Raw genomic sequence first — 14,948 nt, forward strand, 5'->3', positions numbered from 1 at the left:
ATCGTTCATCAAAAAATAACAATGAACCCCTTCGACCGCATGCACACCTTCGTCCGCGTGGCCGAATTCGCCAGCTTCACCCAGGCGGCCGAGGCGCTGGGCATCCCCAAGGCCAGCGCCTCCACCGCCGTGCAGCAGCTGGAAACCCAGCTCGGCACGCGCCTGCTGCACCGCACCACGCGGCGCGTGCAACTCACGCAGGACGGCCAGGCCTACTACGAGCGCTGCAAAGACCTGCTGGCCGACGTGGACGAGCTGCAGTCCATGTTCCAGCACGCCGACGGCGAAGGCGCAGGGGGCGGCGGCCTGCGCGGGCGCGTGCGCATCGACATGTCCACCGGCATGGCGCGCAACGTGGTCGTGCCGCGCCTGCCCGAACTGCTGGCCCGCCATCCCGGCCTGGAGGTGGAGCTGAGCAGCACCGAACGCCGCGTGGACGTGGTGCGCGAAGGCTTCGACTGCGTGCTGCGCACCGGCGCGGTGGTGGATGCGAGCCTCGTCGCGCGCCCGCTGGGCCCTGCACGGCTGGTCAACTGCGCCAGCCCCGCCTACCTGCGTGCGCACGGCACGCCCCGGACGCTGGACGACCTGGGCAACCACCGGCTGGTGCACTTCGTGAACACCCTCGGCGCCCGCTCCGGCGGCTTCGAGGCCGACGTGGACGGCACCCTGGTGGCCATTCCCATGCAGGGCGCCCTCACCGTGAACAACGCCGAGGCCTATATCGCCGGCTGCCTGGCGGGCCTGGGAATCATCCAGGTGCCGCGCCTGGGCGTGGTGGACCTGCTGGCGCAGGGCGACCTGGTGGAGGTGCTGCCGCAGCACGCCGCCCCGCCGATGCCGCTCACGCTGATGTACGCCAACCGCCGGAACCTGCCACGGCGGGTGCGGGCGGTGATGGACTGGCTGGCGGAAGTGGTGGCGGAACATCTCGGCCAGGATGCGGCCGCAGCCCCCCAGGCGGCGCGGCTGGCAGGTTTTCCGAGTGACGATAGACGGGATTCGCGCACATGTCCTGGGGCCTGAACCCACCCGCCGGCCGCGTTTGTCCGACAATGCAGGGGTTTGCCCGCTTGGCAGGGGGCAGCCAGGGGGCCCAGCGGCAGCCCGCACGAGCCACCGGCCCTGCCTTCGAAGGCCACGCGCCCCCTTGTCGTTTTCACTTTCCGCCATCCATCCATGAGCGCATTCAACGAAGAGCGAGTCCTCTCCGTCCACCACTGGACCGACCGCCTGTTCTCCTTCACGACCACCCGCGACACGTCGCTGCGGTTCTCCAACGGCCACTTCACCATGATCGGCCTCAAGGTGGACGGCAAGCCGCTGCTGCGGGCCTACAGCATCGCGAGCGCCAACTACGAGGAGCACCTGGAGTTCCTCTCCATCAAGGTGCCGGACGGCCCGCTCACCTCGCGCCTGCAGAACATCCAGGTGGGCGACAGCATCGTCGTCGGCCGCAAGCCCACGGGCACACTGCTGATCGACTACCTGCTGCCGGCCAAGCGCCTGTACCTCATCTCCACCGGCACCGGCCTCGCGCCCTTCCTGTCGGTGATCCGCGACCCGGACACCTACGAGAAGTTCGAGGAAGTGGTGCTGGTGCACGGCGTGCGCCAGGTGAACGAGCTGGCCTACCACGACTTCATCACGCAGGAGCTGCCCAAGCACGAGTTCCTGGGCGAGATGGTGGCCAAGCAGCTCAAGTACTACCCCACCGTCACGCGCGAGCCGTTCCGCAACCAAGGCCGCATCAACGACCTGATCGAGAACGGCAAGCTCTTCACCGACCTGGGCGTGCCCCCGCTGGATCCGCTGGTGGACCGCGTCATGCTCTGCGGTAGCCCGGAAATGCTGGCCTCGCTCAAGGCCATCCTGGAAAAGTGCGATTTCGAGGAGGGCAACACCACCAAGCCCGGCGACTTCGTGATCGAGCGCGCCTTCGTCGAGAAGTGAGGCTGGCGCAGAAAGACAAACGGGCGGCCTGAAAGCCGCCCGCCTGCAAGGCCGATGGAAAGTGGCCGGAACGCCGGCCCCGTGTGTCAGTAGCCGTTGTCGGCCACCCGCATCGATTGCGGTGCCTGGGCGGAATAGCCGCCACCATAGCCGCTGCCGTACTGGCCGTTGTCCACGCGGAAGCTGCGGCCTTCCACCCGCACTGCCGTGCCCTCGGCCACCGGCTGCGAGCGCGTGAAGGTGCGCACCGAGCCGTCGTCCATGCGGACGCGGATCTGGTAGGCCGTGGTGGTACGGGTGCGCTGCTCCACCGTGTGGCCCAGGTAGCCGCCGCCGACGGCGCCGAGCACCGTGGCCGCCGTGCGGCCCGAGCCCTTGCCCACCTGGTTGCCCAGCACGCCACCGATCACGCCGCCGGCCACGGCACCGATGCCGGTGGCGGGTGCGGCCTGCTGGAAGGCCTGGACGGATTCGACACGGCCGCAGGTCATGCAGGACGGCGCCGCGGCACGCTGCATGGCCACTGGCTGCTGGCCCTGCGGGGTGCCGCTGTAGGCGGGCTGCGGTGCATAGCCCGGGGAAGGCGCACGCTGCGCGAACTGCTGGGCCGGAGCCTGGGCCACGGCGGCGGGGCGTCCTTGAGCCCCTTGGGCTGCGGCGGGGTTGATGGATGGATTGGCGGCCGCCGCGGACTGGGCGTCCGGAGCGAGGGCTGCGGCAGGCTGCACTGCGGAGGCGACATCCGGAGCGCGGTCGCGGTTCTGGACCACCAGCGTGGCGCCCAGGGCCAGCACGCTGACTCCCAGCGCGCCGATCGCAGCCCAGAGCCACTTCGCCGAGCCGCCGGCCACCGGGCCCGCAGCGGAAGAATTGGAACGGACAACGAGACTCATACGATTTCCCTTTCTATGGGTGTTGTGCTGGCAGATTACCCGCGCCGCTGCTTCACATACCGCCGGGCTCTGTAAACACCGTAAGCAGCTGTAGAGCCACCGGGCGGCGTCCGACACGGCTTGGCGAAGCCTGCCCGCAAACCCCGCGCCCGGCACTGCGCACAGTGGCGCCATGGCACCCCGGGCGGCACTGGCCGCACAGATCCGCATCGGCGTTTCCGGTTGGCGCTACGCCCCATGGCGCGGCACCTTCTACCCGGACGACCAGGCCCAGGCCCGGGAACTGGCATTCGCCTCCCGCCAGTTCCCCGCGATCGAGCTGAACGGCTCCTTCTATGCCCTGCAGCGCCCGTCCAGCTACGCAGCGTGGTCGCGGGATACGCCGGAAGGCTTCGTCTTCACCGTGAAGGCGCCGCGGTTCATCACCCACATCCTGCGGCTGCGCTCGCCGCGCGCGGCCATCGCGAACTTCCTGGCATCGGGCCTGCTCTCGCTCGGCCCCCGGCTCGGCCCCATCCTGTGGCAGTTGCCGCCCAGCCTGCCCTTCGATGCCGGCCTGCTGGAGGATTTCCTGGCCCTGCTGCCCCGCGACACCCGGCAGGGCCTGGAACTGGCCCGCGAGCGCGAACCGCGCATGCGGGGCCGGGAGTGGCTGGAGGCGGAAGGGCCCCGTTGGCGCATGCGCCATGCGCTGGAAGTGCGCCATTCCAGCTTCGCCACGCCCGAATGCATCGCCCTGCTGCGCCGCCATGGCGTGGCGCTGGTGGTGGCCGACACCGGCGGCCGCTGGCCGGAACTGGGCGACATCACCGCCGATTTCATGTACCTGCGCCTGCACGGCGCCGAGGCACTGTACGCCAGCGGCTACAGCGATGACCGGATCGCCGCATGGGCCCGCCGCATCCGGGCGTGGCACCGGGGCGCGGCGCCGCGCGATGTCGCCCTGGCCGGCCCTGCCGCGGGCACGCCCGCGGCGCCTCCAGGCGGCCGGGACGTGTTCTGCTTCTTCGACAACACGGCGAAGCTCCATGCGCCACGCAATGCGCTGGAACTGGCGCGGGTCCTGCGCCTTTCCCCGGACACGCTGCGGCCGGCGGGGCGCTGAGCGCCGGCGCCCGGCCCCTGCTAGCGCGCCGCGGCGGGCGCCGGCGGCTTCGGTGAGGCGGGCACTTCCTGGGCATGGGCGGCGTCCACACGCTGCCCCACGTGCTCGGCCCGGGCTTCCTGCAGGGCACGGGCGCAACTGGCGGAGAAGAGCAGCACCGCCGACGAGAAATAGATCCACATGAGCAGCACGACGAGCGAGCCCGCGGCCCCGTAGGCCGACACCACGGCGGCCGTGGCCAGGTAGAGCGCCAGCAACTGCTTGCCCACGGTGAACAGGATCGCCCCCACCACGGCGCCGAACACCAGGCAGGCCATCGGCGGCTTGGGCCCGGACCCGATGCGCATCAGCCCCACGAACAGCAGCACCGCGATGCCGAAGGCGACGAGTTCGTTGACCAGTTGCAGGAGGGGGCCGGAGGCGAAGGGCAGGCGCGCGCTCGCCCAGTTGGCCACCACGTGTATTACCGTGGAGACGACCAGCGAGATCAGCAGCAGGAAGCCGATGGCCAGCACGTACGCCAGGCCGCGCAGCCGCAGCGAGGCCATGCGCCACCAGGCCTTGTTGTTGTCGGGCGCGGGGGGATGGCCGGACGTCCAGAGCCGCTCCAGCGCGGACTGCAGCTCCACGAACACCCCGGTCGCGCCCGACAGCAGCAGCACGAAGCCCGCGATGGAGGCCAACCGGCCTTCCGACGGCTCCCGGGCGCTGGAGAGCGCGAGCTTCACGACCTCCGCGCCGCGCTCGCCCATCACGGACTGCACCTGGGCGATGAGGTTGGTTTCGAGGTAGGACTTGTCGATCCACCAGCCCAGCACCCCCACCAGGAGCAGCAGCAAGGGCGCCAGGCTCAGCATGCCGTAGAACGACATGGCGGCGCTCATCCGCAGGCCGTCGGCGTCGAGCCAGAGATTGACGGCCCGCACGAGCGGCATGACGGGCTGGATGAGGCGCTTGGCGCCCTCCAGGCAGCGGGTGAGGAATGGGGACGGCATGCGGCCATTGCAACGCATCGTCGAGCCGCCGGGTGTCGGAGCACTTCGCCATTGCATACCTGTATGGGGGCGCGGGATACCCGCAGGCCATTGCACGGATGGGCCAAAGACGGGCATCATGGGGCGCAGGGGATTGGAGAAAAGAGATCAGGCAGGGCACCATCGGCGGGCGCCGCCCTGCCCATGGAGCACGATTGCCCGCGCCTTGCAGAAAAAGAGCACGCATGAAGAGGGATTTCCTGCCATCCGCATCGTCGGGCCGTTTCCTGGCCCTGCTCGCGCTGACGCTGATCGCCGCGCAGGTGGTGGCCTTCGTCTTCCTGCATTTTTCCAACCGGCGGATCGCCATGAACAGCGTGGATGCCGCACTGGAGGCGGGCGCGCAGACCTTCGAGTACACGGCCGCGATGCGGCGCGAATCCCGGCGGGTGGCCTCCGAACTGATCTCCAGGGACTACGGCCTGCAGAACATCATCTTCAACGAGACCAACCGGGACACGGTGGAGTCGGCGCTCTACAACCAGCTGGCGCGGACCGGCGCCGAACTGATCGTGCTCACGGACCTGGACGGCACGCTGCGGGCACGCTCGTCCGTGTCCGGATTCCTGCGCGAGCGGGACGCGGCGCTGGACCACCGGCTGGAGATGCTGGTGGGAAGCGTCCGCGAAGCGAGCCGCAACATGCGCACCATGAACGGCGAAGACGGCAAGCCCGTGCTGCACAACTGGGTCAAGGTGACCGTGCGGGCTCCCGTGCCGGTGGCGCACATCTACCTGGCCTTCCGGATCACGCCCGCGGGCGCACAGCAATTCGCACGCATGACGCAGCTGCAAATGGCCTTCGTCTCCCATGACGAAAAGGGCCACTACACCGTCTATGCGAGCACCCTGCCGGAGTCGATCTCCATGGATCCCATCGGCCGGAACGCCAGGGACCCGGCGCCCTTCTCCGCCAGTGATGCCGACGGTGCCGGCTACCGCGTCAAGGTCATCACGCTGGACGATTCCGGCCCGCAGCCTGTCAGCGCCATGGTGGCCAAGCCGTTCGCACCGGTCATGTCGCCGTTCCTCAAGCTGGAGGCGCTGTACGCCGTGAGCGTGCTGATGAGCGCGCTGGTGTCCATCATCGCGGTCAAGGTGGTCGCCAGCCGCGTGGTGACGCCATTGGAGGACGTGGCACAGAAGGATGCGCTCACCGGGCTCGCCAACCGCCGCACCTTCGAGGCCCGGCTGCGGCGCGCCGAGCAGGACCTGCAGAGGTCGGGCGCGGGCTTCTCCGTCATGCTGATGGACCTCGACAAGTTCAAGTTCGTCAACGACACGTACGGGCATGACGCGGGCGACGTGGTGCTGAAGGAGGCTGCGTCCCGCATCCAGAAGATCATCCGCGCGTCCGACACGCTGGCCCGGCTGGGCGGCGACGAGTTCGCGATCCTCGTGCGCACCGACGACCCGCAGACGCTGTCCCACATCGCCACCGCCATCGTGGAGGTGGTGCGCCAGCCCATTCCCCTGAAACCCGGCCTGGCCGCCGAGGTGGGCACCAGCATCGGTATCGCCTTCGCGCCGGGGCACTCCCGCCACGGGGCCGAGGTGGTGCATTGCGCCGACCAGGCGATGTACATCGCCAAGCGGCGCGGGGGCGGGTTCGCCATGGCGGAGAACGTGCAGGCGGCGGAACAGGCACCGCCCGACATGGCGTCGCAGCGGTGACCGCCCCGCGCGCCGTCCTCAGGCCCCTTGCCCCATCGCCGGATCGGAAACGGAATCCCGGCCCGTTTCGACGCGGCCAGCGAAGCGCCGCACGAAGGCCGGGGCCGCGCTGCAGCGCACGGTGAAGTCGTACCAGTTGCCGCTGTCGCCCAGGGCCCAGGCCAGTTCCTCCACCGCGCCCGGCTGCACGGTGCGCGTCCAGGGGCCGTCGGCGCGGTAGGCGCGTGCCTCGGCGGTGAAGCCGATGGCCGCGGTGCCGCGGTTGTAGAGCTTCACGCGCACCTGCGGCGGGTCGCACAGTTCATAACAGACCTGCACCTCGGGCATGCCGGCGGCAGCCTGCTGCGCGAGGTCGCCCGCGAAGGCGCGGTGGAAGCCGTTGGGGCCCAGCACCCACAGGTCGTAGGCGCCGCCGTCGGCCGCCGCGTTCCAGACACCGTTCAGCGTCTTGCCGGCCTCGACCACGTAGCGGCGCGGGATCGCGTCCAGGTGCTTCCTGTCATAGACATGGAACACCGCGGCGGGGCTGCCGGCTTTGGCCGTGTTGGCGAAGAGCAGCGTCACCGTGCCCGCGCCGGCATTCGCCTGGGCCGTGGCGTGCAGTTCGTAGGGCAGTGCGCGCGAAGGCCGCACGCCCGTCGCCTGCACCGGCAGGGCCGTGTCCGTGGCCGCGGCGGGCTGGGGCAACTTGGGGGCCTGCACCTGCGCGGCGATGCGTGCGTCCACGGCCGTCTTGCTGGTGCGGCCGGCCAGCGTGGGCAGGGTCTCGGTGTTCGGGTTGACGAAGTTGAAGCAGCTGGTCAGGTCGCCGCACACCGCGCGACGGTAGGCGCTGATCTGCGGCTCGGCCACGCCGAAGCGCTTCTCCAGGAACATGAGCGTGGAGGTGTGGTCGAACACCTGCGAGTTCACCCAGCCGCCGCGGCTCCAGGGCGAGACGATCCACATCGGCACGCGCGGGCCGGGGCCGTAGGGCTTGCCGTCGGCCGGTGGCTGGCTGGGGGTGGCGGGCTGGAAGTCGTGGTATTCCACGGCCACGTCGGCGGCAGACAGCGTGCAGGCGCCGGCCAGGCTGCCATCCGCGTTGCGCGAAGGCACGGCGGGCGATGGCAGATGGTCGAAGAAGCCGTCGTTCTCGTCGTAGTTGATGAGCAGCACCGTCTTGCTCCACACGTCCGGGTTGGCGGTGAGCGCGTCCAGCACCTCCTGCACGTACCAGCCGCCCTGCGCGGGGCTCGACGGGCCGGGGTGCTCGCTATAGACCGAGGGCGCGATGATCCACGACACGGCTGGCAGGCGGCCGTTGCCGATGTCGTCGCGGAATGTTTCCAGGAAGCCCAGCGGCATGGTGTTGCCGAAGCCCTTGGCCAGCGGGCTCAAGGCATCGTCGATGGCCGGGTCGTAGGTCGGGCCGGCCAGGCCCTGCGGCTGCGTGATGTCGGTCTTGGCCACGTAGAGGGGCTTGCGGTCCGCGGGCATCTTCTCGATCTCGGCGCGCCAGTGGCGGAAGCCCATCATCTCGTTGCAGCCGAAGTTGTCGATCAGGCTCTGGTAGACCTTCCAGGACACGCCCGCCTTCTGCAGCCGGTCGGCGTAGGTGGTCCAGGTCCAGCCGTCGGTGGATGCGCCGATGTCGTTGCCCGCGTTGAACTGGTTGTTCAGGCCCGCCACGTTCACGCGCGTGCCGTCGATGGGGCTGACGCCGTTCGGCCCGTTGGTGCCCGTCCAGTAGAAGAGCCGGTTGGCGATGGTGCCCGTGTGCATGCCGCAGTGGTAGTGGTCGCACAGCGTGAAGGCATCGGCCAGCGCGCGCTGGAACGACACCTCGGCCGTCTCGTAGTAGCCCATCGAGAGGGGCAGCTTCGCATCGGGCCAGCGCGACATGCGCCCGTGGTCCCAGGCCGCCTGCGAATCCACCCAGGTGTGCGGCGTGCTGCCGGCGCGCTGGGCGTTGCCCTGGGCCTCGTCCAGCCGGAAGGGCACATAGGTGCTGGCGGGCGTGGTCTTGGTGTAGGCCTGGTAGAAGACGTTGCGGCCGTACTGCGAGGGCACGGCGAAGCGGTCGCCGAAACCGCGCACGCCCTTGAAGGTGCCGAAATAGCTGTCGAAGGAGCGGTTTTCCATCATCAGCAGCACCACGTGCTGCACGTCCTGGATGGTGCCGGTGGCGTTGTTCGCCTCGATGGCGAGGGCGCGCCGGATGGCGGGCGGAAACGCGGACAGCGTGGCAGCGGCCGCTCCGGTGCCGAGCACGCCGGAGAGGAACTTGCGTTTGGAGGAATCGACGGTCATGTTGGAGGAGTGTTTGTTGTCCGAAGAAAGGCGCGGCATGCGCGCGCGGCGGTGCGGCGAGCGCGGGGCAGGATGGGTGCCGTAGCGCCCGCGGGCCCGGCTCAGGGCTTGGGCGCGCAGTGCGTGTCGGGGTTGCCGCAGTGGGCGACGAAGCTGTTCGCGGAATCGGAACCGGAGCCGCCACAGCCGGCCAGCAGCAAGCCGAACGCGAGCGTGCAGGCGGCCAGCAGGGAGCGGCCGAGGAGGGACGGCACGGTGGGCCGTGGATGCGAGGTCATGTCGTGGGGAGAGGAATGGAGAGGCTTGGCATTCTTCTCGCCGACTATTGCGTGGGAGTGACGTTTGGGTAACACGGCGGTTACGGGCGGTTCGCCGTACCCAAGCGCCACAAAGCAAAAAGGCCCCGCATGCGGGGCCTTCGTCTTTTCCGGGGCAGTACGCAAATCAGAGATTCGGCGCCAGCAACCGCTCCAGCACCTTCTCGTCCATCCCCCGCCGCTCGGCCATGTCGTGCAGCTGGTCCTCGCCGATCTTGCCGACGTTGAAGTACGTGCTCTCGGGGTGGCCGATGTAGAAGCCGCTCACGCTAGCGGCAGGGGTCATGGCCAGGCTTTCCGTGAGGCCCATGCCGATCTCCTCGCACTGCAGCACGCGGAAGAGGTCGGTCTTGGCGCTGTGGTCCGGGCAGGCCGGGTAGCCGGGCGCGGGGCGGATGCCCTGGTACTTCTCGGCGATCATGTCGTCGTTGCTCAGGGCTTCGCCGGCGGCGTAGCCCCAGAGGTCGGTGCGCACGCGCTGGTGCAGGCATTCGGCGAAGGCTTCGGCCAGGCGGTCGGCCAGGCTCTTGAGCATGATGGCGGAGTAGTCGTCCAGCGCGTCGATGAAGGCCTGTTCCTTCTTCTCCACACCCAGGCCGGCCGTGACGGCGAAGAGGCCGGCGTAGTCGGCGATGCCGCTCTCCTTCGGTGCCACGAAGTCGGCCAGGCACCGGCTGGGGCGGGTCACGCCGTCGATCACCTGCTTCTCGGTCTGCTGGCGCAGGCCGTACCAGGTCATGGCGACTTCGGTGCGCGATTCGTCGGTGTAGAACTCGATGTCGTCGCCCACGCTGTTGGCGGGGTAGAGCGCGAGCACACCGCTCGCGCTGAGCCAGCGGCCCTCGATCAGCTTTTTCAGCATGGCCTGGCCGTCGGCGAACACGCGCTGCGCCTGCTCGCCCACGATCTCGTCGGTGAGGATGGCGGGGTACGGGCCTGCGAGGTCCCAAGTCTGGAAGAACGGGCCCCAGTCGATGTACTTCGCCAGCTCGGTGAGGTCGAAGTTCTTGAACACGCGCCGGCCCAGCAGGCGGGGCTTCGGGGGCTGGTAGGTGCTGAAATCGACCGGCGTGCGGTTGGCGCGGGCCTTGGCCAGCGGCCACATGGGCGTCTGCTTCTTGTTGGCGTGCTGGGTGCGGACCTTGTCGTAGTCGGCGTTCAGCTCATCGACGTAGCTCTGCGCGCCGTCGCCCAGCAGGCTCTGCGCCACGCTCACGCTGCGGGACGCATCGGGCACATAGACGACGGGGCCTTCGTAGTGCGGCGCGATCTTGACGGCTGTGTGCACGCGCGAGCAGGTGGCGCCGCCGATCAGCAGCGGGATCTTTTTGACGCGGAAGTGCTCGTCCTTCTGCATCTCGCCGGCCACGTACTGCATCTCTTCCAGGCTGGGCGTGATGAGGCCCGACAGGCCCACGATGTCCGCGCCCTCGACCTTGGCGCGGGCCAGGATCTCGTGGCACGGGACCATCACGCCCATGTTCACCACCTCGAAGTTGTTGCACTGCAGGACCACGGTGACGATGTTCTTGCCGATGTCGTGCACGTCGCCCTTCACGGTGGCGATGACGATCTTGCCCTTGCTGCGCACATCGCGGCCGGCGAGCTCGTCCTGGCGCTTTTCTTCCTCGATGTAGGGGATCAGGTGGGCCACGGCGGACTTCATCACGCGCGCGCTCTTGACCACCTGGGGCAGGAACATCTTGCCCGCGCCGAACAAATCGCCCACCACGTTCATGCCGTCCATGAGCGGGCCTTCGATCACGTGCAGCGGGCGGCCGCCCTTGGCCAGGATCTCCTGGTAGGCCTCTTCCGTGTCTTCCACGATGAAGTCGGTGATGCCGTGCACCAGCGCATGTGAGAGGCGCTCGCCCACGGTCTTGGGGTGCTCGGGCGTGCCGCGCCATTCGAGCTTCTTGCTCTCGTCCTTGGCGCCGCTCTTGGCGGTCTCTGCGATCTCGACCAGGCGCTCGCCCGCGTCGGGGCGGCGGTTGAGCACCACGTCCTCCACGCGCTCGCGCAGGGTGGGCTCCAGGTCATCGTAGACGCCCACCATGCCGGCGTTGACGATGCCCATGTCCATGCCCGCTGCGATGGCGTGGTAGAGGAACACGGTGTGGATGGCCTCGCGCACCGGGTCGTTGCCGCGGAAGCTGAAGGAGACGTTGGAGACGCCGCCCGACACCTTGGCGCCCGGCAGGTTCTGCTTGATCCAGCGCGTGGCCTCGATGAAATCCACCGCGTAGTTGTTGTGCTCCTCGATGCCGGTGGCCACCGCGAAGATGTTGGGATCGAAGATGATGTCCTCGGGCGGAAAGCCCACTTCATCGACCAGCACGCGGTAGGCGCGCTCGCAGATCTCGATCTTGCGCGCGTAGGTGTCGGCCTGGCCGACCTCGTCGAAGGCCATGACCACGGCGGCGGCGCCGTAGCGCTTGACCAGGCGCGCCTCGTGCTTGAATTTTTCCACCCCCTCCTTCATGGAGATGGAGTTGACGATGCCCTTGCCCTGGATGCAGCGCAGGCCGGCCTCGATCACGTCCCATTTGGAGGAGTCCACCATGATGGGCACGCGGGCGATGTCGGGCTCGGAGGCGATGAGCTGCAGGAAGCGCACCATGGCCGCCTTGCTGTCGAGCATGGCCTCGTCCATGTTGATGTCGATGACCTGGGCGCCGTTCTCCACCTGCTGGCGCGCCACGGCCAGGGCCTCTTCGTACTGGCCGTTGAGGATCATGCGCGCGAAGGCCTTGGAGCCCGTCACGTTGGTGCGCTCGCCGATGTTGACGAACAGCGTGCCCTCGCCGATGGAGACCGGCTCCAGGCCGGACAGCTTCATGGGAGGAAGGGAATGGGGGGCGGACATGGGGCTCACCTGCGCGGACGGTGGGAAAGGACAGGTGAGCGTCGTTGGCATCGAATCTTCGGCACGGGCTCCGAGCCTGACGGCGCGCCCGCGGCGGTCGTGACCGACGCCGGCGGACGGGCCGCTGCAACGCTCCTCGGAGGGCGGGCAGATTTTAAACGGGGACGGCGGTGCGCCGCCGGGGAGGCCTCTTCGCCTAGCGCACGGGCAGGAACTGCAGGAAGGTGCCGCCCACCAGGTTCTGCACGTAGCTGATGGCGGCGCGGCGGTACTTCTCGGCGACCACGGCGGCCAGCAGGTCGAGCCGCGCGATGATCTTGCCGAACTCGCGCTCGAAGCTCACGTTGCGCACGCCGGGCGCCATCTCGTCGGCCAGCAGCAGAGGCCGGCCGTCGGGGCCCTGCCGCTGGGCGATGAGCCAGACGGCGATCTCCACGTTGCGCGCGGCGTTGTAGAGGTGTTGCGCGTCCAGCCCGTCGATCAGGAAGAAGCGGGTCTTGCCGCCGTGGGCGGTGACGATCATGTCGGCCGTGGCGTGGATGACCGCGGCCACCCGGTCGCCCGTGAACTCGGGGCTGAGCGAGAAGGCCAGCGCGGCGATGTCGCGGCGCCCCTGCAGCGGCGCCCAGGGCTGGCGCTGCTCGATGGCGTCGCGCACGCGCTGGCCGGCCAGAATGCGGCCCGGCAGTTGGTCCGGTGCCTGGCCCTTGCGCCACTCGGCCGGGTTGCGGCGGTAGAGCTTGTCCATCAGCAGGTAGAGGCTGTCCAGGTTGGCGCGCATGCCCAGCGTGGCCATGCGGTTCACGTCGGACTGCGCCAGCTCGGTGGGCTCGATGTCGGCGGCCTGCACCTCGCCGCGCTCGGTGTGGGCCGGCGTCCCGCATCCGGCCAGCAGCGCGCCGGCCAGCGCACAGCCCTGCCCCAGCAGGCAGCGGCGGGAAAAAGGGGAGTCGGCCTTCGTCATCACGTCCGGATTATGGGCAGGCGCCGGGCGCCTTCTGCCCGGCGCCGTGCTGCAGCGCACCAAATGCAGGCACCCCCGGACGGGGCACGGCGCGGCGGGCACCGCCCTGCTGCGGAAGCTGGTCGGTTCAACCGGGAACTCTCCTGGCCAGGCAATGCTTTCATGCTCCTGTTTTTGAGTCTGGCATGCAAATCGCTTTGACCCGGGCACTGGTCTGACCTGTCAGGCCACCGGACCACCGAACCCATGCACCGCATCCCCTCCTCCGTCGCGCAGACGCTGCAGCAGCAGATCCTGAGCGGCCACTACGCCAGCGGCAGCCCGCTGCCCGCGCAGCGCGAACTGGCGCAGCGCCTGGGCATCAGCCGGGCCTCGCTGCGCGAGGCGCTGTCGGTGCTGGAGACGCTGGGGCTGGTGGACATCCTGCCCGGCCGCGGCGTGATGGTGCGGGGCCCGCATGCCAGCGGCGAGCGCACGCACCGCGCCTTCGCCACGCCCGAGATGGGCACCCTCTCGCCGCGCCAGCTGATCGAGCTGCGGCTGGTGCTGGAGCCCGGATGGACGGCCCTGGCGGCCGGCCGCGCCGACGCGGGCGCGCACCACCAGCTGCAGTGGCTGCAACAGCAGCAGTCCGACGCGCTGCGCCGCAACGACCTGCTGAGCGCCGCCGAGGCGGACCTGCACTTCCACCTGCTGCTGGCACAGCTGTCGGGCAACCCCGGCCTGGTCGCCATGGCCCGGCAGCTGGAACCGGCCATCGCGCACAGCCTGCGCCTGCCGTTCGCCCGCACGGGCGCCGACGACGAGCCCGCGCGCGAGCACGACGCCATCGTGCAGGCGCTGCGCGCGGGCGATGCCGCCGCCAGCGCCCAGGCCATGCACGCCCACCTGCTGTCGGCGGCGCGCCGCGGCGGCATCGACATGGATGCGCCGGAGCCGCCTGCGGCCGGCACGCCGGTTTCCTTTCGCCTCGTTCCCCCCTCTCCCCCGTTCCCCGAAGGAGTTTTCCAATGATCCGCACCGCCACTTCCCCCTCGACCGCCCGCCGGGGCGCCCTCCGCGCCCTGCTGGCCGCCACTGCCTTCGCGGCCGCAGCCCTGGGCGGCGCGGCGTCCGCCCGGGCCGACGTGCTGGCCAACATCCAGAAGGCCGGCGTGGTCCGCGTCGCCATTCCGCAGGACTTCCCGCCCTTCGGCTCGCTGGGCACCGACCTGAAGCTGCAGGGCTACGACATCGACATGGCGAACCTGGTGGCCAGGGAGCTGGGCGTGAAGCTGGAACTGGTGCCCGTCACCAGCACCAACCGCATTCCCTACCTGACCACCGGCAAGGCCGACCTGGTGATCTCCAGCCTGGGCAAGAACGCCGAGCGCGCCAAGGTGATCGACTTCACCCAGGCCTACGCGCCCTTCCCCAAGAGCGTCTACGGCCCCAAGGAAGCCGCCATCAAGGGCCCGGCCGACCTGGCGGGCAAGACCATCGGCGTGACGCGCGGCTCCACCGAAGACCTGTCGCTGACCAAGCTGGCTCCCGCATCGGCCACCATCAAGCGCTACGAAGACAACAACGCCACGGCGCAGAGCTACCTGACCGGCCAGGTGCAGCTGGTGACGCTGGGCAACATCGTCGCCAATGCCGTGAACGAGCGCACCAAGCTGCGCCAGCTGGACGCCAAGTTCGCAGTGGAAGACACGCCCTGCTACGTGGGCGTCGCCAAGGGCGAGGACGCGCTGCTGCAGAAGGTGGACGCGATCATCACCAAGGCCAAGGCCGACGGCCAGTTGAACAAGATGTCCGAGCAGTGGATGAAGATGCCCCTGCCGGCCAAGATGTAATCCACCGGACCGCTGC

12 protein-coding genes and 1 riboswitch are annotated in these 14,948 nt (G+C 69.3%); of the genes, 6 read left to right on the forward strand and 6 right to left on the reverse strand.

Going from position 1 to position 14,948, the window contains the following annotated elements:
* The first annotated feature begins 21 nt into the window (after positions 1-21).
* Both T336_RS24990 and T336_RS0110255 read left to right on the forward strand, forming a co-directional pair.
* Complete coding sequence (locus T336_RS24990; protein WP_035225649.1) at positions 22-1,026, forward strand: LysR family transcriptional regulator; 1,005 nt, start codon at positions 22-24, stop codon at positions 1,024-1,026.
* Between the two features lie 153 nt (positions 1,027-1,179).
* Positions 1,180-1,953: a ferredoxin--NADP reductase gene (locus tag T336_RS0110255; RefSeq protein ID WP_026432464.1), complete on the forward strand. Its 774-nt coding sequence runs from the start codon at positions 1,180-1,182 to the stop codon at positions 1,951-1,953.
* 86 nt (positions 1,954-2,039) lie between these two features.
* Here T336_RS0110255 and T336_RS0110260 read toward each other — a convergent pair whose 3' ends face one another.
* Positions 2,040-2,846, reverse strand: coding sequence for an outer membrane lipoprotein (locus T336_RS0110260; RefSeq protein WP_019700135.1), 807 nt, complete (start codon positions 2,844-2,846; stop codon positions 2,040-2,042).
* 172 nt (positions 2,847-3,018) lie between these two features.
* Between T336_RS0110260 and T336_RS24995 the strand changes: the two genes are divergently transcribed.
* Positions 3,019-3,951 carry a DUF72 domain-containing protein gene (locus tag T336_RS24995; RefSeq protein ID WP_051647115.1) on the forward strand — a complete coding sequence of 311 codons (933 nt, stop codon included), beginning with the start codon at positions 3,019-3,021 and terminating at the stop codon, positions 3,949-3,951.
* A gap of 20 nt (positions 3,952-3,971) precedes the next feature.
* On the opposite strand, the gene T336_RS0110270 is transcribed toward T336_RS24995, so the two are convergent.
* Positions 3,972-4,946 (reverse strand): YihY/virulence factor BrkB family protein, encoded by a 975-nt coding sequence (locus T336_RS0110270; protein ID WP_035225652.1) that lies wholly within the window; start codon positions 4,944-4,946, stop codon positions 3,972-3,974.
* A 224-nt stretch (positions 4,947-5,170) separates the two neighbouring features.
* On the opposite strand from T336_RS0110270, the gene T336_RS0110275 reads away from it, so the two are divergent.
* Entirely contained in the window at positions 5,171-6,658 is a 1,488-nt protein-coding gene (locus tag T336_RS0110275; protein ID WP_026432466.1) for a diguanylate cyclase, read from the forward strand.
* Between the two features lie 18 nt (positions 6,659-6,676).
* Here the strand turns inward: T336_RS0110275 and T336_RS0110280 are convergent, their stop codons facing one another.
* From T336_RS0110280 to T336_RS0110295, 4 genes are all read right to left on the reverse strand, one after another.
* On the reverse strand, positions 6,677-8,950 hold the full coding sequence (locus T336_RS0110280; protein WP_026432467.1) for a phosphocholine-specific phospholipase C: 2,274 nt from the start codon (positions 8,948-8,950) through the stop codon (positions 6,677-6,679).
* A 101-nt stretch (positions 8,951-9,051) separates the two neighbouring features.
* Complete coding sequence (locus T336_RS27120; protein WP_019700131.1) at positions 9,052-9,228, reverse strand: hypothetical protein; 177 nt, start codon at positions 9,226-9,228, stop codon at positions 9,052-9,054.
* A gap of 166 nt (positions 9,229-9,394) precedes the next feature.
* Positions 9,395-12,106, reverse strand: coding sequence for a methionine synthase (metH, locus tag T336_RS25000; protein WP_244883913.1), 2,712 nt, complete (start codon positions 12,104-12,106; stop codon positions 9,395-9,397).
* A 56-nt stretch (positions 12,107-12,162) separates the two neighbouring features.
* Positions 12,163-12,277, reverse strand: a riboswitch (S-adenosyl-L-homocysteine riboswitch).
* Positions 12,278-12,329: 52 nt separating this feature from the next.
* Entirely contained in the window at positions 12,330-13,097 is a 768-nt protein-coding gene (locus T336_RS0110295) for a hypothetical protein (protein WP_026432468.1), read from the reverse strand.
* Positions 13,098-13,343: 246 nt separating this feature from the next.
* On the opposite strand from T336_RS0110295, the gene T336_RS0110300 reads away from it, so the two are divergent.
* Together T336_RS0110300 and T336_RS0110305 are read left to right on the forward strand one after the other, a co-directional pair.
* On the forward strand, positions 13,344-14,111 hold the full coding sequence (locus tag T336_RS0110300) for a FadR/GntR family transcriptional regulator (RefSeq protein WP_026432469.1): 768 nt from the start codon (positions 13,344-13,346) through the stop codon (positions 14,109-14,111).
* Positions 14,108-14,932 (forward strand): transporter substrate-binding domain-containing protein, encoded by an 825-nt coding sequence (locus T336_RS0110305; protein WP_026432470.1) that lies wholly within the window; start codon positions 14,108-14,110, stop codon positions 14,930-14,932. The genes T336_RS0110300 and T336_RS0110305 overlap by 4 nt, the downstream gene beginning before the upstream one ends.
* Positions 14,933-14,948: the final 16 nt, after the last annotated feature.

The sequence above is a fragment of the Paracidovorax oryzae ATCC 19882 genome (assembly GCF_000687165.1).
GTDB classification, from domain to species: Bacteria; Pseudomonadota; Gammaproteobacteria; order Burkholderiales; family Burkholderiaceae_C; genus Paracidovorax; species Paracidovorax oryzae.

Coding starts and splice junctions, on each gene's coding strand:
- T336_RS24990 (WP_035225649.1), top strand. CDS start 22: ATGAACCCCTTCGACCGCATGCACACCTTCGTCCGCGTGGCCGAATTC.
- T336_RS0110255 (WP_026432464.1), top strand. CDS start 1,180: ATGAGCGCATTCAACGAAGAGCGAGTCCTCTCCGTCCACCACTGGACC.
- T336_RS0110260 (WP_019700135.1), bottom strand. CDS start 2,846: ATGAGTCTCGTTGTCCGTTCCAATTCTTCCGCTGCGGGCCCGGTGGCC.
- T336_RS24995 (WP_051647115.1), top strand. CDS start 3,019: ATGGCACCCCGGGCGGCACTGGCCGCACAGATCCGCATCGGCGTTTCC.
- T336_RS0110270 (WP_035225652.1), bottom strand. CDS start 4,946: ATGCCGTCCCCATTCCTCACCCGCTGCCTGGAGGGCGCCAAGCGCCTC.
- T336_RS0110275 (WP_026432466.1), top strand. CDS start 5,171: ATGAAGAGGGATTTCCTGCCATCCGCATCGTCGGGCCGTTTCCTGGCC.
- T336_RS0110280 (WP_026432467.1), bottom strand. CDS start 8,950: ATGACCGTCGATTCCTCCAAACGCAAGTTCCTCTCCGGCGTGCTCGGC.
- T336_RS27120 (WP_019700131.1), bottom strand. CDS start 9,228: ATGACCTCGCATCCACGGCCCACCGTGCCGTCCCTCCTCGGCCGCTCC.
- metH (WP_244883913.1), bottom strand. CDS start 12,106: ATGAAGCTGTCCGGCCTGGAGCCGGTCTCCATCGGCGAGGGCACGCTG.
- T336_RS0110295 (WP_026432468.1), bottom strand. CDS start 13,097: ATGACGAAGGCCGACTCCCCTTTTTCCCGCCGCTGCCTGCTGGGGCAG.
- T336_RS0110300 (WP_026432469.1), top strand. CDS start 13,344: ATGCACCGCATCCCCTCCTCCGTCGCGCAGACGCTGCAGCAGCAGATC.
- T336_RS0110305 (WP_026432470.1), top strand. CDS start 14,108: ATGATCCGCACCGCCACTTCCCCCTCGACCGCCCGCCGGGGCGCCCTC.